General features: G+C 46.1%; 19 protein-coding genes and 3 pseudogenes. 16 read left to right on the top strand and 6 right to left on the bottom strand.

What is annotated here, in order from left to right; translation table 11 throughout:
• Positions 1–140: 140 nt before the first annotated feature.
• A pseudogene (locus HQ49_RS10620) lies at positions 141–442 on the top strand (transposase); the annotation flags it as partial.
• Here the strand turns inward: HQ49_RS10620 and HQ49_RS10320 are convergent.
• A pseudogene (locus tag HQ49_RS10320) lies at positions 424–1484 on the bottom strand (ISAs1 family transposase); the annotation flags it as partial. The pseudogenes HQ49_RS10620 and HQ49_RS10320 sit on opposite strands and share 19 nt — an antisense overlap.
• Positions 1485–1606: 122 nt before the next feature.
• Here HQ49_RS10320 and HQ49_RS03130 point away from each other — a divergent pair.
• The 7 genes from HQ49_RS03130 (at position 1607) to rbr (ending at position 9229) form a co-directional block, all read left to right on the top strand.
• Positions 1607–2977, top strand: a complete 1371-nt coding sequence (locus HQ49_RS03130; RefSeq protein ID WP_039418383.1) for a DUF6242 domain-containing protein — start codon at positions 1607–1609, stop codon at positions 2975–2977.
• Entirely contained in the window at positions 2964–3671 is a 708-nt protein-coding gene (gene porG / locus HQ49_RS03125; protein WP_039418382.1) for a type IX secretion system protein PorG, read from the top strand. The genes HQ49_RS03130 and porG overlap by 14 nt, the downstream gene beginning before the upstream one ends.
• A 77-nt stretch (positions 3672–3748) precedes the next feature.
• Positions 3749–4513: an isoprenyl transferase gene (locus tag HQ49_RS03120; protein WP_039418381.1), complete on the top strand. Its 765-nt coding sequence runs from the start codon at positions 3749–3751 to the stop codon at positions 4511–4513.
• 17 nt (positions 4514–4530) lie between these two features.
• The gene (gene bamA, locus HQ49_RS03115) at positions 4531–7206 is read left to right on the top strand and encodes an outer membrane protein assembly factor BamA (RefSeq protein WP_039418380.1); all 2676 of its coding nucleotides are present in this window, start codon (positions 4531–4533) and stop codon (positions 7204–7206) included.
• A gap of 68 nt (positions 7207–7274) precedes the next feature.
• Entirely contained in the window at positions 7275–7787 is a 513-nt protein-coding gene (gene ompH1, locus HQ49_RS03110; protein ID WP_039418406.1) for an outer membrane protein OmpH-1, read from the top strand.
• Positions 7788–7821: 34 nt separating this feature from the next.
• Positions 7822–8313: an outer membrane protein OmpH-2 gene (gene ompH2 / locus HQ49_RS03105; RefSeq protein ID WP_039418378.1), complete on the top strand. Its 492-nt coding sequence runs from the start codon at positions 7822–7824 to the stop codon at positions 8311–8313.
• 337 nt (positions 8314–8650) lie between these two features.
• A complete protein-coding gene (gene rbr / locus HQ49_RS03100; protein ID WP_039418376.1) occupies positions 8651–9229 on the top strand; it encodes a rubrerythrin in 579 nt (192 codons plus the stop codon).
• 776 nt (positions 9230–10005) lie between these two features.
• On the opposite strand, the pseudogene HQ49_RS12565 reads toward rbr, so the two are convergent.
• Positions 10006–10125: pseudogene (locus tag HQ49_RS12565) on the bottom strand (DUF1661 domain-containing protein); the annotation flags it as partial.
• A 383-nt stretch (positions 10126–10508) separates the two neighbouring features.
• Between HQ49_RS12565 and HQ49_RS03085 the strand changes: the two are divergent.
• The 3 genes from HQ49_RS03085 to HQ49_RS03075 are packed head-to-tail and all read left to right on the top strand — an operon-like array spanning position 10509 to position 13779.
• Positions 10509–11624, top strand: a complete 1116-nt coding sequence (locus HQ49_RS03085) for a hypothetical protein (RefSeq protein WP_026292354.1) — start codon at positions 10509–10511, stop codon at positions 11622–11624.
• A gap of 31 nt (positions 11625–11655) precedes the next feature.
• Complete coding sequence (locus HQ49_RS03080) at positions 11656–12369, top strand: SAM-dependent methyltransferase (protein WP_018965935.1); 714 nt, start codon at positions 11656–11658, stop codon at positions 12367–12369.
• A 3-nt stretch (positions 12370–12372) separates the two neighbouring features.
• Positions 12373–13779, top strand: coding sequence for a methyltransferase RsmF C-terminal domain-like protein (locus HQ49_RS03075; protein ID WP_039418374.1), 1407 nt, complete (start codon positions 12373–12375; stop codon positions 13777–13779).
• A 231-nt stretch (positions 13780–14010) separates the two neighbouring features.
• On the opposite strand, the gene HQ49_RS03070 is transcribed toward HQ49_RS03075, so the two are convergent.
• The 3 genes from HQ49_RS03070 to HQ49_RS12020 form a co-directional block, all read right to left on the bottom strand.
• Positions 14011–15018, bottom strand: a complete 1008-nt coding sequence (locus HQ49_RS03070; protein ID WP_080745534.1) for a 2-oxoacid:ferredoxin oxidoreductase subunit beta — start codon at positions 15016–15018, stop codon at positions 14011–14013.
• 26 nt (positions 15019–15044) lie between these two features.
• The gene (locus HQ49_RS03065; RefSeq protein ID WP_018965938.1) at positions 15045–16904 is read right to left on the bottom strand and encodes a 2-oxoacid:acceptor oxidoreductase subunit alpha; all 1860 of its coding nucleotides are present in this window, start codon (positions 16902–16904) and stop codon (positions 15045–15047) included.
• A gap of 232 nt (positions 16905–17136) precedes the next feature.
• Entirely contained in the window at positions 17137–17421 is a 285-nt protein-coding gene (locus HQ49_RS12020) for a DUF1661 domain-containing protein (protein ID WP_235290044.1), read from the bottom strand.
• Here HQ49_RS12020 and HQ49_RS12560 point away from each other — a divergent pair.
• Entirely contained in the window at positions 17390–17488 is a 99-nt protein-coding gene (locus tag HQ49_RS12560; RefSeq protein WP_152569128.1) for a DUF1661 domain-containing protein, read from the top strand. The two genes, HQ49_RS12020 and HQ49_RS12560, sit on opposite strands and share 32 nt — an antisense overlap.
• 138 nt (positions 17489–17626) lie before the next feature.
• Here the strand turns inward: HQ49_RS12560 and HQ49_RS03055 are convergent, their stop codons facing one another.
• A complete protein-coding gene (locus HQ49_RS03055; protein WP_039418369.1) occupies positions 17627–18355 on the bottom strand; it encodes a carbonic anhydrase family protein in 729 nt (242 codons plus the stop codon).
• A gap of 303 nt (positions 18356–18658) precedes the next feature.
• Between HQ49_RS03055 and HQ49_RS03050 the strand changes: the two genes are divergently transcribed.
• From HQ49_RS03050 to HQ49_RS03035, 4 genes are all read left to right on the top strand, one after another.
• Positions 18659–19729: a BF3164 family lipoprotein gene (locus HQ49_RS03050; protein ID WP_039418367.1), complete on the top strand. Its 1071-nt coding sequence runs from the start codon at positions 18659–18661 to the stop codon at positions 19727–19729.
• Between the two features lie 55 nt (positions 19730–19784).
• Complete coding sequence (locus HQ49_RS03045; RefSeq protein WP_039418365.1) at positions 19785–20834, top strand: BF3164 family lipoprotein; 1050 nt, start codon at positions 19785–19787, stop codon at positions 20832–20834.
• Between the two features lie 75 nt (positions 20835–20909).
• The gene (locus HQ49_RS03040) at positions 20910–21827 is read left to right on the top strand and encodes a DUF1573 domain-containing protein (protein WP_039429771.1); all 918 of its coding nucleotides are present in this window, start codon (positions 20910–20912) and stop codon (positions 21825–21827) included.
• Positions 21824–22111 carry a hypothetical protein gene (locus HQ49_RS03035; protein WP_039418363.1) on the top strand — a complete coding sequence of 96 codons (288 nt, stop codon included), beginning with the start codon at positions 21824–21826 and terminating at the stop codon, positions 22109–22111. Before HQ49_RS03040 ends, HQ49_RS03035 begins: the two co-directional genes overlap by 4 nt.
• Positions 22112–22132: the final 21 nt, after the last annotated feature.

Genomic DNA, 22132 nt, shown 5'->3' with positions numbered 1-22132 from the left:
TTTCCCTCTCTGTGTAGTCGTCCCTTAAAAGTCCTTTTAATCTCTGATATTCAGTAAATTAGTTTGCGAATTCCTTTGGTAAATCTGCAAGTTTTCTTGTCTTTATAGCAGGAAACTTGCAGATTTTCATGATTAAATTGCATCCAGTCTACAAATTGGCCGACAAAACAATTGGGAGAAGTTTGATCTGGCTTTCGGCCCTTTGTATTGTCAGAATAATGGTCGCCATAGTAAGCCGATTCGTTTGATGTGTGCATTGTTGATACTCAAGCACCTTCGCAATCTCTCGGATGAATCCGTTGTAGAACAATGGAGTGAAAATGCTTATTGTCAATACTTTTTTGGCATGCAAGAGTTTACTCCCTGTGCTCCCTGTGCCTTTTCTGAATTGGTGCATTTTCGCAACCGCATCAAATCATTAGAAAGTTGTTTGAGACAGTCTAAGTTTAGCGCAGCTTTGAATACCTCTTTCGTAAGGAGAGCTTGTCTTTATACTGCGAAACAATGGCTAAGGCAAACTTTCTTAACGTGTTAAGATTTGTCGCAGAGTAGTCCTTCCTCGCCCTGCACGCATCTTCCTTAAAAGTCACACCAAGATGCCAGTGTAAGTGATTTTCAATACACCAATGCCCTCGAATGCATTGTCCTATCTTGCTGCAATCTTCAGGGGCTAAACTGCAGATATAGTATTGCTTTTCTTGATGAATGCCTCCATCTAAACGGCTCACGATATGCTCTATTTGGATTAAACTTCTTAAGCCCTGCCATTGTGAATATTCTTTCTCATCGAAAACCCCTGAGGCGTTTAGCGTTGTATAAATACGCTTTTCAATACGCCCATGATCTTTCTCTATTGTTCCCCAAGAATGAAATTTATATTTCCCTGAAAACACATCTTGGACATCTTCAAACAAATACTTCTGATTGGCTTTGAGGCTAAGAATATAGTCGGCCTCTGATTGAATAATCACTTCAGCAATAGCTGTTTGTGTTCCCATTGCATCAATACTAACAATTGATCCGCTTAAATCAAGCCTATCCGGTACTTCGGGAATAGCTTGTAATTCATTCTGTTTGTCTGCAACTGTCTCTTGACAAGACTTAAGCTCACTTGATCAATCCATGCCGAGAGTATATATGTACGCCCGGTCTTCTTTTGGGAGCCATGCAAACGCTTGCCATCTATGGCAATATGTTTACTCTCTAAATCGCTAATCAAGTCTTTTCCATAAACACTGAGACAAGCTTAAAGAGCAATGAGGTTCAATGTGTTGGAGTACACGCTCAAACGTATCTGCGCCAGAACAGCCGTTAGGAAGTTCAACCAATGGACGAAGGGATTCTCCTCGCCCTAAACCCAGTTCGTGCATTGACTCATAATCCGATCCACCAAACAGATAACTCGCCAAGGCGATAACTAAAATGTCGCTTAACTTATACTTACAGCGACCTACAGCACGAGGATCTTTTACCTCCTTGAAAAATCTGTTACATGCATAATCCCAAAGATATCCTTATTTTGATGCGGTTGCCCTGGATGCGATAGCCTGCAATTGTTACATAAGTCGGCAGATATCTTATCTTTGTACACAAAATTATTATAGGTATGTGCAAGAAACATTTCATCCGATATCTCTTTTGGATTTTTATCTCCTTTTGCTCAGGTATAGCTTTGGTCTCTTGTAAGGAGTCCAAGTTAGATATCGAAGACGTGAATGTGGTTGATCTGCAAATCCACCGATTCTACCTTTCCGCTAAGAAGAATCCGGATTTAGAAAAAGTGTTTTTCTCTATCGATCATGCAAAAGGGACAATTGTTAATAAGAAATATATGCCTTATGGCACGGTTTTAGATTCTGTCCTAATGAATCTCGTTACGGATCTCTCTGCAAAAAAGTTGCAAGTAGCGGTTAATGATGGGGAATATAAAGATTGGCACAATAAGGACTCTTTGTGGTTGCGCGATTGTCGTACCTTACATTTAATGGTTTTCGATGAAAGTGGCGAGAAAACGAAAAAGTATACCGTTACCCTCAATCGTTATGATTATCAACCGACTTCGTTCGTTTGGCACATGCTTGATGGGGTAGCTTTACCGGACATCAATGCCTCTTTTGTCGATGTGGTAACGCATGCCGATAAAGTTTATATGGTTGCTGCCACAGGTAATAAGACATTGTTGTATTCATCTGACAGGAAGAACCCTGTTCATTGGTCTTTACTGCCGTCATCCGGCTTGTCCGGTGCGTGTCGGCAGATAGCTGTGACTGAAGATGGACACGCTTGGATTCTAACAGATTCGGGGATTTATCAAAGCGATGACTTCACAAACTGGAGTTTGCTCCCCTCCGAAGTTCCTGTGACTGCCCTGCTGGGTGCCATGGTTTGGCCACAGGGGAGTCACACACTGGCATTACTTGCTGAAAAAGATGGCTCTCTGTTCTTTGCCACCAATATCGATGGAGTCCATTCTTGGCAGGAGCAAGCTCCCGAAACTTTCCCTGTTCGCAATTTCAGTACTCAACTATATAAAGCAAACAATCATCCAATGCTCCGCTTGGTCGGCGGTGTAATGCGTACGGGTGTTCCTGCCGATTCCGTTTGGATCACGAGCAATGGAAACGATTGGTTTGGACTTGACTTGGCTGCCGGAGCCATTCCCGCATCAATGGAAAAAGGGGCTTTGGTGCAAACTCCATCGGATGGTAACTTGTACTATTATGCTACTGAACAAGCCGAAGGTATAAAGCGAGTGGCTGTGGCGTATTCGACTGATAAGGGCATCACATGGAAACGTGGAGCCGCGGATATTATGTTGCCGGCCGATCCTTTCTACACAGCCGGCTATCCATTGCCGTTCGTCTGTGCGTTTGATGATGGAGCTTACAATATATATCAGTTGGGAGGCGTTAGCTCTTCAGGAACATTCTTTTCCACGATATGGAAGGGTATCCTGAAACTGAATGAAAACAATTAGTAAGAACTATGCGGCACGGATCTGTGCCGCCATTGCTTTGTTTGCTGTGTGTAACGGCCGGATAGCTGCTCAGGATTATCTCTACGAAATAGGAGGAGGTCTTGGTGCTGCTCAGTATTTCGGTGATGCAAACAGAGGCTTGTTCGGTTCTTCCGGAGTTGGTTTGCAGGTGGTCGGACGCTACAATTATAATTTTCGCTGGGCTTTCAGTGCCATGTTGGATTGGCGTACATTGAGAGGCAATACCGATAAGTCCGGGAATGTCTTCCCCGATTTTGCTCAAGCGGATTTTAAGGTTGGCTTGACTCAGCTCCACGTTAGAAGCGAATTTAACTTTCTCCCTTATAGCGATGGCTATAAGTATCTTGGTACAGCGCGGCTGTCTCCTTATGTAGCAGCCGGGTTGTCTTTAGGTTTTGCTTCGGGTGCCAAAGGTTCCGCTTTTGCTCCCGGGATTACTGTGGGAATGGGGGTGAAGTATAAGCTTAAACCGCGGATCAATGTCGGTATCGAGTATTCTTTCACGGGGTTGCTTACCGATGCTCTGGATGCGCTGACGGATAAAAGCGTTTGGCTCGAGGATCCGTATAAGATCAATGACTCCTGGGTCAAAAACAAAGATGCTACAGGGGCTTTAGTGCTTAGGATTACGTATGACTTCGGCCTGCGTAAGACTTTTTGTAATAAACAATAGGGGCTCGAAACATTCTAAGGAAATAGACCTCTCTTGGATTGGTCGTTAGGTGAAATATCTTGATAGAAAAGAGATAGATGGTAGGTGATGGAGACAAGCTCCAGTCAGCGGTTATAGTGCCAAGGCATATCGCTTTGGTCATGGATGGTAACGGCCGTTGGGCGAAGATGCGTGGCAAAGAGCGATGCGAAGGACATGTGGCCGGTGTGGATGCTCTGCGCGTAGCTTTGCGTGCAGCAGCCGGTTGCGGTGTGGAATATCTCACAGCCTACACCTTCAGTACGGAGAATTGGAATCGTCCGGAAGAGGAAGTCAAGGCACTGATGGGCCTTTTCGTAACAGCTATCATGAATGAGATGCTGGACTTGATGACCAATAACATTCGCCTCTTGGCTATCGGCGATTTCAGTCGGCTCCCCGAGGATGTCCGTGAATCGTTGGAAAAGGGTATTCGAGAGACTGCCGGAAACACGGGGCTGACTTTGGTTTTGGCCCTTAGCTATAGTTCTCGCTGGGAAATGACCGATGCCATCCGTAGATTGGCTCGAAAGGTTCGGGATGGAAGTGTGGAGCCTGAAGATATAAATGTCGATTTGGTCTCTGATCATCTTTCCACTGCCGGTATTCCGGATCCGGATCTCTTCATTCGTACAGGTGGAGAGAAACGTATCAGCAATTTTCTTATGTGGCAAATGGCCTATACGGAGTTGTTTTTCACCGATACGCTTTGGCCCGACTTTGATGCCGACTGTCTGAAGGCAGCCATAGAAGAATATTCATCGAGAGAGCGTCGATTCGGCAAGACCAGCGAGCAAATCGCTCTCGGAGAAAATAAATATTGAATCATTTGAGAAAGACTATGTACAAAAAGATTATTGCCGTAGCAGCTCTCTTCTGCGCCAGTATAGGGATTCTGAAAGGACAGTCCTCGGATCTGACCCATCAGGATACTATATATAGCCCTGAAATATCCTATGCCAAGCCTATTCATAAGACCATAGCATCTATTGAGATCGAGGGGATGAGGTCTTTCGATGACTTTGTCTTGCGCAATCTTTCCGGCTTGGCTGTAGGTGATGAAGTCCTGATTCCCGGAGATGCCATGTCTGCTGCCGTGAATAGAATTATGCGTCAGGGCTACTTCTCAAATGTGCGAATCATCGCGGATAAATATGTCGGCAATAAGGTCTATCTGAAAATCATTGTCACAGAACGTCCTCGTATCAGTAAGGTTACTTTTAGCGGGGTAAAGAAGTCCGAGAGAGAAGATCTCGAAATGAAAACCGGTCTTCGCGAAGGGATTCAGATGACCAGAAATAATGAAGACAAGGTCAAGCAAATCGTACAGAAGTTTTTTAGTGAGAAAGGTTATCGCGATGCCAGCGTACAGATAACTCAGGAACCGGATCTTTCCAAAGATGGCTTTGTCAATGTGCTTATCTCAATTGAGAAGAAAAGCAAAACCAAGGTGAATGAAATTTATTTTTCTGGCAACAAGGCTCTTAGCGATCATAAGCTGCGAATGGCTATGAAGAACACCAATGCCAAATTCAGTCTCAGGAAGCACATTCGCTCATCTTTCTTGAAGCTCTTCAGTACTCATAAGTTTGTGGAAGAGAACTATCGTGAAGATTTGGTCCGACTGATAGAGAAGTATCAGGAATATGGATATCGTGATGCTGAAATACTGACCGACAGTGTCGTGAAGGCTCCCGACGGCAAGAGAGTAGATATTTATCTCAATATCGATGAGGGACAGAAGTATTACATTAAGGATATCAATTTTGTCGGCAATTCGCAATATCCATCGGAGTACTTGGAGCGTGTGCTCGGAATAAAATCCGGAGATGTGTACAATCAAAGACGATTGGCGAAGCGTCTTAATGAAGATGAAGATGCTGTCGGAAACCTGTATTATAACAATGGTTACATTTTTGCCTGGGTCGATCCAGTAGAGACTAACGTGGTTGGGGATTCCGTTTCGCTCGATATCCGTATAGCCGAGGGTAAGCAGGCCAATATCAATAAGGTGATCATCAAAGGGAATACCGTTGTTTACGAAGATGTCGTACGCCGAGAACTTTACACAAAGCCGGGCCAGCTCTTTAGTCGGGAGGATATCATTAACTCTATTCGTCTGATCAATCAGCTCGGGCATTTCGATGCTGAAAAATCTATTCCTCGTCCGATCCCCAATCCGGAGACAGGTACGGTGGATATAGAGTATGATTTGGTGCCGCGCAGCAGCGATCAGCTGGAACTTTCTGTAGGTTGGAGCCAGTCCGGACTCCTGTTCCGAGGAGCCATTAAGTTCACGAACTTCTCTGTCGCGAATCTGCTCCATCCCTCAATGTATAAGAAAGGTATTATTCCGCAGGGAGATGGACAGACGCTGTCGCTGAGTGCACAAACCAATGGTAAGTATTACCAGCAGTATAGTGTCACATTTATGGATCCTTGGTTCGGTGGTAAGCGGCCGGATATGTTCAGCTTCAGTGCTTTCTATTCGAAGACCACGGCTATTGACTCCAAATTCTATAATAGCAATGCCGGCAATTATTACAATGCCTATTATAATAGCTACTACAACAACTATAATAGTTATTACAATGGAATGTCCGGTTACGCCGGTGATCTCTATACTCAGGCCAGTGATCCGGATCGCTCGCTTCAGATGCTGGGTACTTCGATTGGTTATGGTAAGCGTTTGACATGGCCTGACAATTGGTTCCAGATTTACACTTCTCTGAACTATACCTACTATAGACTACGCAATTGGAGCTACAATACCTTCCAGAATTTCCATCATGGCTCAGCCAATGATCTCAATTTGGAGTTGCGTCTCTCCCGTACTTCCATCGATAACCCGATTTATACCCGTAGCGGATCCGACTTCATGGTTTCTGTAGCTGCCACCCTCCCTTATTCTTTGTGGGACAATCATGACTATGCCAGCCAGAACCTGAGCGTAAGCGATCGTTACAGATTTATCGAGTATCACAAGTGGAAGTTTAGAGGACGAGTCTTTACTCCATTGCTCAATCCTGCTACGCATAAATATACGCCCGTGCTCATGAGTCGTGTGGAAGGGGCTGTACTTGGTTCGTACAATTCCAATAAGAAGTCGCCTTTCGGTACTTTCTACATGGGGGGCGATGGTATGTCCAGCTACTACGGTGGTTATATGAACGAGACGATTGGATTGCGTGGTTATAAAAACGGATCTATTGCCGGTAATAACTATGACTATGCATACGCGTATATGCGTCTCACAATGGAATTGCGTTTCCCGATTCTGTTTGAAAACTCATTCAATGCTTGGCTCTTAGCTTTTGCCGAAGCAGGAAATGCATGGCGCAGTATCGACAATTATAATCCCTTTAACCTGAAGCGATCGGCCGGTGTAGGATTGCGTGTAACGTTGCCGATGGTCGGAATGCTTGGTATAGATTGGGGGTATGGATTCGACCGTCCTGACAATTCTCTCCAGCGAGGAGGAAGCAATGTCCATTTTGTACTCGGTCAGGAGTTCTGATCGGTTAAACTCCGTTTGAGAGGCATGTCTAATAAAATAGTTACTAACAAATAAACATGAATGGCGATATGAAACGGTTTTTGATTTTGATCGGCTTTGCACTGGCGATAGCTTTCTCCGGTTTCTCCCAAAAGTTTGCTTTGGTAGATATGGAATATATCCTCAAGAATATTCCTGACTATGAGATGATGAACGAGCAGCTCGATCAGGTTTCCAAGAAATGGCAAAATGAAATCGAAGCTCTCGAAAATGAAGCCCAATCTATGTATAAGAAGTATCAGAGCGATCTCGTATTCTTGTCTGCTGCTCAGAAGAAAGCCCAAGAAGAGGCTATCGTAAAGAAAGAACAGCAAGCATCCGAGCTCAAGCGGAAGTATTTCGGCCCGGAGGGGGAGCTGTATAAGAAACGCTCCGATCTGATGAAGCCTATCCAGGATGAGATTTGGAATGCTATCAAAGAGATTGCCAAGCGTAACAACTATCAGATGGTGCTTGATAGAGGTACGTCCGGAATTATCTTTGCCAGTCCGTCTATTGACATTAGCGACCTTGTACTGAGCAAGATGGGCTTTAGCAAGTAAAGAATATTACTAACGAATAAATAAACAACACGAAATGAAGAAATTTTTTCTCATGCTTCTGATGGCTCTTCCTTTGAGCCTCTTGGCACAAAAGGTAGCAGTGGTAAACACTGAGGAGATCATTTCCAAAATGCCGGAACAAGTAGCTGCTACCAAACAGCTCAATGAATTGGCTGAAAAGTATCGCCTCGACCTCAAGAGCATGGACGATGAGTTTGCCAAAAAGACAGAAGAATTCGTAAAGGAGAAAGACACTCTACTGGAGAATATCCGCAATCGTCGTCAGCAGGAACTTCAGGATATTCAAACTCGTTATCAGCAGTCGTACCAAACGATGCAGGAGGATTTGCAAAAGCGTCAGCAGCAGCTTTTTGCTCCTATCCAACAAAAGGTGGCCGATGCCATCAAGAAGGTGGGTGACGAAGAAAATTGTGCTTATATCATGGAGGCCGGTATGATGCTTTACACCGGCGTTACAGCTATTGACTTGACCGCAAAGGTAAAAGCGAAACTCGGTATCAAGTAATCACAGACTGAGAGATATTTTTTAGAGAGTGTGCCACAATCGCACGATGGCGATTTGTGGCACACTCTCTTTTTTTTATATGTGCATAAAGAGGTACACCCGACTCTTTTACGAAAGACTTTGCCGGTAACCTCTTATCAATAGAAGAGATGGTTCTTTGTATCCCGAATTTTCGGTCTTATCGCATGTTTGTCGATCTCTCTCTTGTCTTCAAAAAGATTCGAGTACCTATCTATAGGTATATTTATCCTTGTTTTTCTTGTTTTATTGAGTAGTACTACCTACTTTTGTGATGAGAGTCGGACTCTCGTCATGTCGATTAAAATAGAAAACAAGTATGGACAAAAGCATTAAAGGCACAAAGACAGAAAAGCATTTGCTCATGGCATTTGCCGGCGAATCGCAAGCTCGGTCTCGCTATACTTTCTTCGCAAGTGTTGCCAAGAAAGAGGGTTACGAACAGATAGCCGGAGTTTTCATGGAAACCGCTGAGCAGGAAAAAGAGCATGCCAAAAGGTTTTTCTCTTTCTTGGAAGGCGGCATGCTTGAGATAACGGCTTCTTTTCCTGCAGGAATAATCGGTTCCACAGCCGAAAACTTGCGCGCGGCAGCTGCCGGTGAAAATGAAGAGTGGACAGAACTCTATCCGGCTTTTGCTGAGACTGCCGAAGAAGAGGGATTTAAGGAGATTGCAGCCGTATTTCGTCAGATAGCCAAGGTGGAAGCCGAGCATGAACGTCGCTATCTGGCTCTTTTGGCTCATGTGGAAGACGGATCCGTCTTCGAGCGAACGGAAGAAATCGCATGGCAATGTCGCAATTGCGGTTATGTCATTACTTCCAAGAAAGCACCGAAGTTATGTCCCGCTTGCGCTCATCCGCAGGCTTACTTCGAGCCAATGAAAACGAATTACTGAGGATCATTCATATAGAAACGAAGTAATTATCTGATCTCATGTTTTTGAAGGAGGCACCGCTCGGGAGAGTCGTGCCTCTTTTTATTCTGTTTGACCCCTCGAATGAGAGGATTTTTTGCTTAGTTTTTCCCTTCCTTTTAGGAGCATTTCTTATATTGGTGTCTCCAGCTGTATTGTCATAGATAAATACACCTAATCCGGCATCCTGATTGTCGAGCGCCATCGTAGTTTCCTTGCCTCGTATATGCAGGGTTAATTCGATATAGTCCGCCTCGCCGTTTATTGCAGGAATTGTAGCTGTACTTCCGGTCTATCTTTACACACGAGTTCGTGGCGATTGAGAATCCCTTGTATTCCCGGCGAAGATACGTTCTTGGGTGTTGCCATTGTCCGGATCGGTAGAGTATAACGAGGTCGGGCAATCCGAATCTTTCTCGACGTCAGCATCGTTGTCCGTGTCTATATACAACAGTTTATTACCCATCCACTTGGGTGCGAATGAGTCTGTTATGATGACATCTTCAGACAAAACCTGCTGATTACTTCCATCCGCATCCGCGATACTGAGAGATCCATGCGCTACGTTTTGATTTACATGTGATTAGCAAGCATAGGGCAGACGCAAGTATCGTTCTCGTATAGATTGCTCTCATTGTTTATCTTTTTTAGGTGACCGAGGCTTAGATCGGTAAATGGCTTATTGGTATTCAAAATTCGCAAATAATTTGGTGCATCCCTTTATCTATATACATTTTACACCTGATCTATACCGACCGTTATGATTGTGACCAAAAGGATAATCGGGTACACGTCACACGCTGAGAAAACAAGAAGATATGGTGCCGAAAAACGTGGCGCGGGAACATTTTCGTTTCCGCGCGTAAACTGAAAAATTCTCGCGCGGGAGCGAAAAACTTTTGGTGCCATTTTTTTACAAAAGCGGTTCGATTTTTTCCATAAAAGTGGTTCGTAAATCTGCTTCATCTTTCTCCGCTAACGACTCTGATTGACGTATGGAGAAAAAAAGATCGTCTGCTGTTTTGTTTGCAGATTGAATTCGATCCGGGGCGTTTATGTCATAAGACAGCAAAACAACATGTGTCCCTTTTTTCACTATACGTCAGGGCAAAGGATCGTGATTTCTCTTGTACTGTTTCCCTGTAGCCGTTGCATGGAGTGTCGCTGCCCGACTGTCGATTTTGTGGCTGTAGCTACTTGGATCACAACTAAACGGGGCTGTGGCTGTTATACTCATAAACGAAAAAATCGAATCCTAATTTTGACTACAAAGAAGTATCCGGATATAGCACCCTTCTTAGGGTCTAATCCGATGGGCGGATTTCTGCCGGTCGTCTTGTTGCTCCTGTTACTGCCGAGTGCGGGGATGATGGTGGCATGGACGGCTGCCATTGCTCTCTTTGTAATCATCGGTGGGGTGCTCTTTTTCCGTCGAAAAAGCAAGTACCGTCAGCCGGCCATATTGACTTCTTTGGCTGTACTGCTTCTCTTGTTGCCCACCATATGGCTGCCGGAGGCTTCTCCGCTCATTGGTATTGGCTCGATTCTGACGGCCATACTTCTGGTTTCGGCCGCGGTCAGACTGCTTCGCGGAAGCGGTCCTAAAGAGGCGAACTATACAGACTGTCCGCACAAACGTCTGGTCATGCTGGAGTATGGACGCATTACGGGGAGCATCCTGCGCATATCGCTCTTTTTCCTTTTTCTGATGGGACTTTTGCTCTACTTCAGGGGGGAGAGGATTGCACATGTCTTGCTGTATCTGCCCGGTGTTTCGCTCTTCCTGCTCTATGTATATGAGGTGATTCGTCTCGAATGGGTGCGCAGGGAGATGCGCCGCGAGGAATGGATACCGATCACCGATACGCAGGGCGAATCCATCGGCCGTATAGCCCGATCCGAGACAGAGGCACTGGCTGATCCTGCTGCCGGCTTACTTCCCGTAGTACGTTTGATAGCCATTTCCGACGGGATGATCTATTTGAGCCATTACTGCAAATGCGATCTTTGTACGGGCGACTGCTATGATACTCCTTTCTTCTCGTGGCTGACCACGGATAAGCATCATAAGGAATTGGCACAAAGTCTTATAGACGAACGATTCTGCGGTGTGAATCGTCTGAGACCGCACTTTCTGCTGCGATATATCCACAATGAAAACGGAAAAGACCGGCTCGTCTATCTCTATTTGGCTCATATGTCCGAACCGAATATGATCTTGTGCGACAAGGATCCGCGAGTAGGCAAATGGTGGCCGGTGGATCAGATCGAAGAGCAGCTTTCGGGTCTGACTTTCGGTCCTTATCTCCGGAGCGAAATGCCTTACCTGAGGCAGACGGTACTGCTTGCCGAGCAGCTCAAGAATCATCACGAATAGAAAAGATCAACCTCGTACCCCGTCCCCGATCATGATGGAAAACAACCCCGTTCTATATCTTATCCCCGTGCCGCTGGGCGAAACGGATCACACTCGCGTTCTGCCCGAATACAACAGGACTATTGTCCGTAGTCTACGCCATTTCATCGTCGAAAATATCCGTTCGGCTCGCCGTTTCCTGAAAACGGCAGACCGGTCTATCGACATAGATTCGCTCACCTTCTACGAACTCAACAAGCATACTTCCCCGGAGGAGGTCAGCTCTTATCTTCGCCCTATGGCTGCCGGCGAGAGCATGGGCGTCATATCGGAAGCGGGTTGTCCCGCGATAGCAGATCCAGGCGCAGATGTGGTAGCCATCGCACAGCGCAAGGGATTGAGGGTGGAGCCACTTGTGGGGCCGAGTTCGATCCTGATGGGACTGATGGCTTCCGGCTTCAATGGTCAGAGCTTCGCTTTCAAAGGCTACCTGCCCATCGGAGAAAATGAGCGTTTGGCTGCTTTCAAAGAGATGGAGACGCGAATCTACAAATATCACGAGACACAGATCTTCATCGAAACGCCTTACCGAAACGACAAACTGGTGGACGAACTGATTCGCCACTGCCGACCGACGACCAAACTATGCATTGCCTCCCATATTTCCTGTCCCGACGAACTGATTCGTACTCGTACCCTCTCGGAATGGAAGAAAGGGAAACCTGCACTACATAAAATTCCAACCATCTTCTTACTCTATAAATAATAGATGACACCACTACCTCAAGATTTTGTCTCTGCTATGCGCCCACTGTTAGGGAGTGAAGCCGAAGCATTTTTTGCAGCACTCGACAGTCCTGCACCTGTAAGCGTACGTCGCAATCCTAATAAACTGGGCATCGGTGCCACTGTCATGGATCTGCCCACCAATAAGCCTGTGCCTTGGTGTCCCCTCGGTACGTATCTGGCTGAGAGGCCTTCCTTCACCAATGATCCGGTCTTCCATGCCGGAGGCTACTATGTACAGGAAGCCTCTTCCATGTTTTTGTGGCAGTTGGAACCTCTGCTCGGCGAGTCACCTGTCAGGGCTTTGGATCTCTGTGCCTCCCCGGGTGGAAAGAGCACGCTCCTGACCAATATATTGCCGGAGGGCAGCGTATTGGTCAGCAATGAAGTGATTCACCATCGCGCCAATATTCTGGCTGAGAATATGATCAAGTGGGGCTATCCGGCCGGTATTGTCACCGAGGCGGATCCCGATAAGTTGAAATCTGTGGGAGAGACTTTCGACTTCATCCTGGTCGATGCTCCCTGCTCGGGTGAGGGTATGTTTCGCAAGGACGAAGGTGCTCGATCCGAGTGGAGCCTGCAAAATGTGGAGCTTTGTGCTCGCCGTCAGCAGCGTATCCTCTCTGCTGCATGGGAAATGTTGCAGCCCGGAGGTCTCTTGGCATACAGCACCTGCACCTTCAATACACTTGAGAATGAAGACAATCTGACTTTCCTCATCGATACTTTCGGAGCGGAGCCTGTGGCTTTGGACGTTCCCTCCGAATGGCAGATCGCTTCTCAGCTCAAAGGAGAGGCCCCGGCATACCGTTTCTTCCCTCACAAAGTTGTGGGTGAAGGCTTTTTCTTCTGCCTCGTTCGCAAACCGGAGGGAGAACCCGTAAGGCATAAGCAGCCCAAGAGCAAGGGAAAGAAAAATGTGGAAAGGCATATCCCTCATGGCATCAAATGCTTCGTACATGCTCCCGAAAAATACGAATGGCAGTGGATGGGAGACGAGTATGTACATGCCCTTACTCCCAATGTGCTCGAAATGGTCGAATGCCTCAAGGCAAATGGTATCAGGCTGCACACAGCAGGAATCACAGTGGGGATGCAAAAGGGGAAAGATCTCGTGCCGGCTCCGGCCTTGGCTTTGTCCACGGAAATGGACGACCACTCATTCTTCGATATGGAGTTTTCGCGGGATGAAGCTCTCACCTACTTGGCCCGTCAGTCTGTGACCACTATGCCTGATCTGCCGCTCGGCTTCGTCCTCGCCACATTCCGCAGACGTCCGCTCGGCTTTCTGAAGAATCTCGGTACTCGTGCCAACAATCTATATCCGCAGGATTGGCGCATTCGAAATCTCGAAACCTCCGAGGACTGTATGGCAGCCAAAGACTGACCCTCCTCTCTCGTATAGGAAGTATTTCAGATACAAATAATCTGACTGACAGGGAGCCATGCCGAAAGATCGCGGCATGGCTCCCTGCTTTTATACTCGATCAATCTCCGACTCCTGTCGAATAACCGGTCTACACCCGTTCCATGAAAAAGAAACGGGTAGGAAACGACATCCTCCCCGAAAGGCTTCTGTCGAATCCTACCCGTTTGGGTACTAATCGTCTAAACCGCTTTATTTGATCTCCCAAACGTCTCCTTTAAGAAGGAGTTCGTGGAGCTTGCGTATAGGGTTCTTCTGCCGGATCTCTTCGATCTGAGCTTCCACTGCCCTGTCGTAGCAGGGAGCTTCCACGTCGCGGATGACTCCGAGAGCAATAGGCATGCTCTCATCCGTGTAACCCATCATCGCGAGGAGATGGTGCAGCGTTACGTCTTGCTCATGCTTGTCGTGCACCAATACATCATCAAGGGTGTAACCGTCTTCGCCTATCGTAACGGCACGAAGTTTCAGTCCTTCCAGAACGATTCCCTTATCACGGTTCGCTCCGAAGATCATCTTCTCACCGTGACGCAACGTGATGGTGCGATCGGCGCGCAGGTCTTTGTGTGAGCGGTTCTTATGCGTACCGTCATTGAAGATCACGCAGTTTACCAATACTTCCGTGGCGGCAAAACCTCTATGACGAGCTGAGGCTACGAAGCAGTCCTGCAGGGTCTTCATGTCCACATCGATGGCACGGGCGAAGAAATTGCCGCGAGCACCGAGGATCAATTCTGCAGGGATGAACGGATCTTCTACCGTACCGTAGGGTGAACTCTTGGATACGAATCCGCGAGCTGAGGTAGGAGAGTATTGTCCTTTGGTCAGACCATAGATACGGTTATTGAAAAGAACCGCATTGATGTCGATATTCCTGCGCACGGCATGGATGAAGTGGTTACCACCGATAGCCAAGCTGTCACCGTCTCCGGATGCGAGCCATACGGAAAGCTCCGGATTGGCCGTCTTCACACCGGTAGCGATGGCTGCACCACGACCGTGAATGGTGTGGAAGCCATAGGTGTTCATATAGTATGGCAAACGCGAAGAACATCCGATACCGGATATTACAGCCGTCTGATGGGGAGGAATCCCTATTTCGGCCATTGCCTTCTGGAGGGTTACTACCACAGCGTGGTCACCGCAACCCGGGCACCAACGCACATACTGATCGCTCTTATAGTCTTTTGCCTCGTACATGGGGCACTTAGTCGTTTCTGACATAATCATTTCTCCTCCATCATTTGCGTGAATACTTCTACCATCTCACTCATAACAAGCGGCTGGCCAGTCACACGGTTGAACTGCAGCGGGTGGAATCCGGGGACTTCGCCTCGCAGATAGAGAGCAAACTGTCCCAAATTCTGCTCGGCAACCACTGCCTTCGGATAGCGTTGCAGTACTTCTGCCGTATTCTTGGGAAGCGGATTGATAAAGCGGAAGTGAGCCAAAGCCACCTTCTTGCCGGCTTTGCGCATACGCTCCATTGTCTCATAGAGGTGGCCATAGGTACCGCCCCAACCGATGATTAACAGCTCGGCATCGTCCTTATCGCCGTGTACTTCCAAGTCAGGAATATCCTGGGCAATAGCTTGAACCTTAGCTTCACGCGTAGCGACCATCTTGGCGTGATTATCCGGATTGGTGCTGATGGCACCGGTCACATAGTCTTTCTCCAAACCGCCCAGACGGTGCTGGAAGCCTTCCTGTCCGGGGATAGCCCAATAGCGGACGTGCGTCTCTTCATTTCTGAAGTAGGGTCTCCACTTGGCTTCGCCCTTATACTGATCCACATAGGGAGGATGGATGTCGGGATATGATTGGGGATCGGGGATTCTCCATGCAGAGGAGCCGTTAGCGATGAAAGCATCTGTCAGCAGGATAACCGGCGTCATATGCTCCAAAGCTATCTTACATGCCCAGAAAGCAGCGTCGAAGCAGTCTGACGGCGTCGTGGCAGCTATGACAGGGATGGGGCTTTCTCCATTACGTCCGAACAAGGCTTGCAACAAGTCGGTCTGTTCGCTCTTGGTCGGCAAACCGGTCGAAGGGCCACCACGCTGAACGTCCACCAATACGAGAGGAAGCTCGGCCATTACTGCCAGACCGAGGGCTTCGCTCTTCAGAGCCAAACCGGGGCCGGAAGTGTTGGTTACTGCCAGATTGCCGGCAAAGGATGCACCGATAGCCGTACAGATACCGGCGATTTCGTCTTCGGCCTGAACCGTTTTTACACCCAAAGATTTCAATTTGGCCAGCTCGTGCAGGATGTCTGTAGCCGGAGTGATGGGGTAACTGCCGAGGAAGAGGTTGAGATTGGCATGTTCGGCAGCGGCAACCAGACCATAAGCTGTGGCTTTGTTTCCGCTGATATCCATATATACCCCGGGTGTTTGTTTGCGACCTTCGATTCGATAGATCGTAGCCGTAGCATGGGTATTATGTCCATAGTTGAAACCATCTGCAAGAGCCTTGATATTGGCATTGAGGATAGCTTCTTTCTTGCCGAATTTTCTATTCAGATAGTCTTTGGCATGCTGTGTAGGACGGTCGAACAACCAACATACGAGACCGAGTGCAAACATATTCTTGCAGCGGAGGGCTGCTTTCGCATCGAGACCGAATTCTGCGGTAGACTTCTTCACCATGGATGAAATGGGTACGGTGAAGAGCTCTTGTGTCGTAAGCCCCAGCTCGGTCATGAAGTCTTCAGAGGCGATTTCTGCTTTCTCTAAATCAGATGCCTTGAAAGAGTCGATGTCGATGATAATAATAGAGTCCCGTCTTACGTGTGTCCGATTGACTTTGAGAGCGGCAGGGTTCATGGCTACGAGAACGTCAGCCAAATCGCCGGGAGTACGTACCTGATCGGTCCCGATGTGCACTTGGAATCCGGACACTCCTCCCAATGTCCCTTGTGGAGCACGAATTTCTGCCGGATAGTCTGGGAAAGTGGAAATGGTGTTGCCAAACACCGCCGAAAGGTCGGAGAATATCGTTCCGGTCAGCTGCATCCCATCTCCGGAGTCGCCGCAGAATCGGACTACAACATCTTTCAGCGTTTTTACGGTAGTTTTTTCCGTCATAGCATACTGAGTTTGATAAGGTGGATTTTACCAGAATGCGACAAGCCCTATCAAATAATTTTCAGGTGATAAAGACCAATCGCAACGGCCACAAAGTTCTGATATTTTTTTCATTCACAAGACATTCCGTCCCAAAATATTTGGATTTCATGCCTGTCCAGGAGAGAAAAGAATGCGGCAAAAGCCTCTTCGCGAATCGCATTTCAACATCAAAAGGATAGCACTCCGAGACTTATTCCTGCTTGTCCGCTCTACGGCAAACAAAATGTCGCAAAAGGATACTTTCTTCATGCAAGTTGTTTTTGTCCATCAGAGCATGAAAATGCGATCGATCGAAGTAATTCTTTTTTTCGGTTTTTCCCGTTTTGCTTTTCCGATGAGATCGAAAGGATATGAATTTTCTCCAAATACGATAAAAGACGAACGGCAAATCAGAAGAAAGTGGTTCCGGAAATCCTGAAAACACGCGCGTAAAAAATTTCGTTTTGGCTCGAGAACAAAAAAATTCTCGCGCCAAAACGAAAAAAATCTCGCGCCACGTTTTGCGGAGCCATACTCGACTGACGTGTGCTATAAAACATTGACAGTCGATATAAAAGAGGCACCCGCCTGAGTTCGATTGTGAACTTCGGCGGGTGCCTTATCCGCTTGCATTGGGATGAGAGGGATTCTACATCCTTATGCGATTATATTCCTCTTATCGGAGGGAACCTATGCCGGTTTTAGAGGAAGTGTACTTTACCGGTGGACATTTCGTAGATGGCTCCGCAGATCTTGATCTTACCCTCATCTTCCAGTTTCTTGAGGATCGGACTATCCCGACGGATTTCGTCCATGGTTTGGATCACATTTTCCTTGACCACTGCATCGGCGAACTCCTTGTTGGCATAGGTGCGCTCACCCGTGTACTGAGTAGCTTCGACAGAGGGCTTGATCTCCTCCATCAGAGAAGTAATGTTGCCCATCTCGACTCCTTTGATAGCAGACTTGATGGCACCACAGTCCTGATGCCCCAGCACGAGCAGCACTTTAGAACCCGATACCTCGCAAGCATACTCCAAACTGCCGAGCATGTGGTCGTCCACGATATTGCCTGCCACACGACCGACGAACAGGTCTCCGATCCCCTTGTCGAAAATGTATTCCACCGGCACACGGCTGTCGATACAGGAGAGGATAATGGCTTCAGGGAATTGCCCTTCGAGACCGGCCACGGCTTGAGCGTTGAGGTCACGAGGGAGCTGTTTGTTGGCCACGTACCGGGCATTGCCCTCTTGCAGGCTTGCAAGAACAGCTTCGGGAGTCAGTCCTTGCTGAATGTCTTGCGTGAGCACCTCGCTGATCCGTTCCTCTACGGCGGCGGTAGGAGTGTCGGATTTGGTCTGCGTAGTTTGGTTGCCGCATGCTACAAGCATTGCCATTGCAGCAGAAAACAAAACGATCTTCTTCATAATCTTTTCGTTGTTAATGATGAATGAATAATGTTAAACCTTACCTGCATACTATGATGAACACTGTCGGGATTTCCCCAACTCATTGTTTGATAGTCATATAGATGTTCGGTACAAACATAATATTTTTCCCTTATTCTGATCAATTATATTAAGATTATGGAGATTCCATGTTTTCTATGATCTGTCTCCTCTCATAACACCTTACATTTCTCGATCGATATATACGATACATGACCTCTCGCACGTTTCTTTAGCAAAGCACGATCAAGGGTTAATCTATTTTCCAAACCTCATATAACGATGAAAGAGAAAACACCATCAGCCGTATTCACTTTGCTACTTGTCTTTACAGCCTTTTTATCCATTTCGGCTTGTGGCCGTCAGAGTGACAAACCCAAAGAAGTCCTCACCGTGCAAGATTTCGGCTCTCCCGTGGAGCTTGTCCCTATCCAAAGCGACAACGTTGCCAATGACCGACGTCTCTATGGGCTAACAGATTGTGATGAATACCTGTTAGCCTATACATCCGGCGAAACACATGCCATTAAGCTGATACGCAAATCGGATTTTCAGGTGCAGGATTCCATCTGTCCTCTTGGAGAAGGGCCGGAAGAATATCTTGGATTAGAAATTTGCAAGTACGACTATTCCACCGGTAATCTGTTCGTTCTGGAGTCCGATAAATCTCTTTTGAGAGAAATCAATATCGATGAAAGTGTACACACAGGTAGCACCGTAGTCAAAGGAGAGCGTTCGTACGCAAAATCAGGCAGACGTTTGTGGAGTTTATATGTCGCTAATTCGGGCAGACAGTTGGCTTGTACAATAAACGATGGCTCTTTTTCTTATTACGAGATACAGCCGGGAGAGCCAATAAAAGAAGAGCACCTGCGCTCGGCTCCGATAGAGCTTGCCGAATCACTCAAGCCGAATACCCCATACATCACGCAGAGTCTTTCGGCCTTTAATCCCGAAAAAGGAGTTGCTTTCGTCTCTTATGCCAATATGCGTCGGTTCGATCTTGTCAGCGTAGAGAAGGGCTTATTGAATACGCTCTACTTCAATGAGAAGAAATCGGCCAATCAAACCGCTGAAGAAATGAGCGAAATGTATCAGTGGTATCCTTGGGGGATCGCATCCACCAAAGAACATATCTACCTGGGCTATGCATTGGAAGAGAGGAAGAGCGAGGAGGAAGAGTTGGAACAGACACATATCCTTGTATTCGACTGGGAGGGCAATCCCGTTAAGCATCTCGTACTTCCAATTCCGGCAAGGAGTTTTACCCTAAGCCAAGACGGCAAAAAGCTCTACACCCTAAATGAAAGCGAAACCGAGCTGAACTCCATCAGTGCGTATGACATTAAATAAGAATTTGCCCATTTGTTCTTTATGATGGGTGAAAGCATAATAGTTATAAAGAGTAATGAAAAGATTATTTGTTTTGATTGTGTCAATCTTGGTCACATGTGCGTTCTCTGCGTGTAAGTATTCAGCTCATAGCAGTCAAGAGGTAATTGTTACTGCAGGAGATTTCGGCCCTGCCGAAATCCTGCTGCCTTCTAAGACAGAGAGGATGGCTTCGGCTCAAGATCCTTTTTGGATAATTGATTGTGGAGATTTTTTAGTTTCGCACGATGAAGTCGATAACCATGCTTATATTGTAATTCGGAAATCCGATCTCCGTGTTGCAACGCTTCTTTGCCCGATAGGAGAAGGTCCGGAAGAATATCTTGACCCAATGCTCAGTTTTTACAGCTATGAGAATAAAACCCTGTCGATATTTGATCCGGACAAATCTTTGTTATCAACAATAGACATCAATAAAAGCGTCGAAACGGACTCGACAGTGGTTGACAGCTGGGTGTCTTTTGTAAAAACGGGAAAACGAATACATCGATTGTTTACAGCAGCGTCCGGAGACCAATTGGCCTATGTATTTGAAGGACTTAACTTTGCTTTTTACCGAGTATCTCCTGAAAAGCAATTGATGGATACGGATCTTTGCTCACCCAAAATAAATCTCTTAGAGAAAAACAAGAGTCAAGAGCTATATGTAGCTCAGAGTTTACAGGCATTTGATGAGAAAAAAGGCGTGTTTTTTGCGGCTTACTCTGCAATTCCACGGTTCGATCTGATCGACATCAAGAATGGCTGTCGAAAAAAAATCTTTTTTGAACGAAAAGTATCTCCGGATCAAGCTGCTGAAATACTCAAAGAACGAAACACTCGATACACTTGGAGTATAGCTTATAGTGCAGAGCATGTATATGTAGGTTATTATATGGATGTACAGTCTTATGAAGAGGATAATTCCACTCATATCCTCGTATTCGACTGGGAGGGCAATCCCGTTAAGCATTTCGTACTCCCCATTCCGGCAAAAAGTTTTGCCGTAAGTCAAGATGGCAAGAAGCTCTACACCCTAAACGAAAGTGAGACCCAACCGAACTCCATCAGCGTGTATGATATCTAAACAGAGCTTTGCTTATTTATATCTTTTTTATACCTTTCCGGCAAATTGGAATCGACATGCAGAAACGATGGATTTATGAGCACTAAAATCAAATTGAGCATTCTTATCCTTCATACTCTTTTTAGCCTTTTTTCCTGTCAGGGAAAAGCAAGTAAAAATGCTGAGGACCTAGTCGCCTATTGGTTTGATAGGGAAATTATTATTCCCGACTCGTTGGTTTTCACTCGCTTTGCTACTGATACTGTTCCTTTCGATTACAGACAGAAACCATATAGAATTCTTGTCTATGGCGATTCTACCGGGTGCACCGGGTGTGAACTACAACTGAAGGGATGGATGCGACTGATGAAAGAGCTTGAAGAGATTGCTCCTAATCAGATAGAGTACCTTTTTATTCTCTTTCCTAATGACAAGCAGAAACTAAAGACAATCTTACAAAATGAGCGATTCTATTATCCCGTTTGCATAGACGAATGTGACAAAACCAATACATTGAACCGCTTCCCGAAACAAAAGGAAGCTCATACATTCCTATTGGATTCAAGCAATAAAGTAAAAATCATAGGAAATCCTGTATATAACCACGAGATTGAAAAGTTATACAAAAATGAATTAGGAACCTTTGCAAGAAAAAAAATCGACAAAGAAGAGAGGCTTCCAATTACCAATATTCATCTGTCTACCAAAGATATCTGGTATGGACAACTGACTAAAGGTGACACTATCGAAAGTGATGTATTCCTCTACAATAGAGGAGAGCATTCATTCAAGATAGAGAAAATAATAGTTTCATGTGACTGTACTGCGACTTGGATATCTAAAGGATTGGTTGAATCCGGCGACTCAGCTCGTTTACATATACGTTTGGTTGCAGAAGAAGAAGGGGACCTCTTTAGAACTGTTGCTATACATGGGAATATTTCATCCTCTCCTTTAGTGGTATCACTAAGTGGAAAGGTTATTAGTATTAATCATAAAAAACAAGAAAAATGAAAGCAAAAGGTATTAGGATTGCAATCATTGCAATCGCAGGGGTAGGTCTATTCGCCTTCCAGGGAATGAAACAAGAGAGTGCGCAATCAGCTAATGCACAGGCCTTTGGAGTTGATCCTATAGAAAAGACATGTTGTTATTACAAACATGAATCAGGAGGTAAAACCATTATAGAATGTGGTTCTTGTAAAGTAATCAGAAATGCAAAAGGAATAAATGTAAAAGAAGGAAGTTGCCAGATACCTGGAGTTGATCCTGCGCCCACTACTGAATTAGAATCATAATTAAGAATTATATCTATAGTT

Source organism: Porphyromonas gulae (assembly GCF_000765945.1).
In the GTDB taxonomy this organism is placed as follows: domain Bacteria; phylum Bacteroidota; class Bacteroidia; order Bacteroidales; family Porphyromonadaceae; genus Porphyromonas; species Porphyromonas gulae.
Note: the sequence above shows the minus strand (reverse complement) of the source record. Positions and strands in the feature narration are given on the sequence as shown.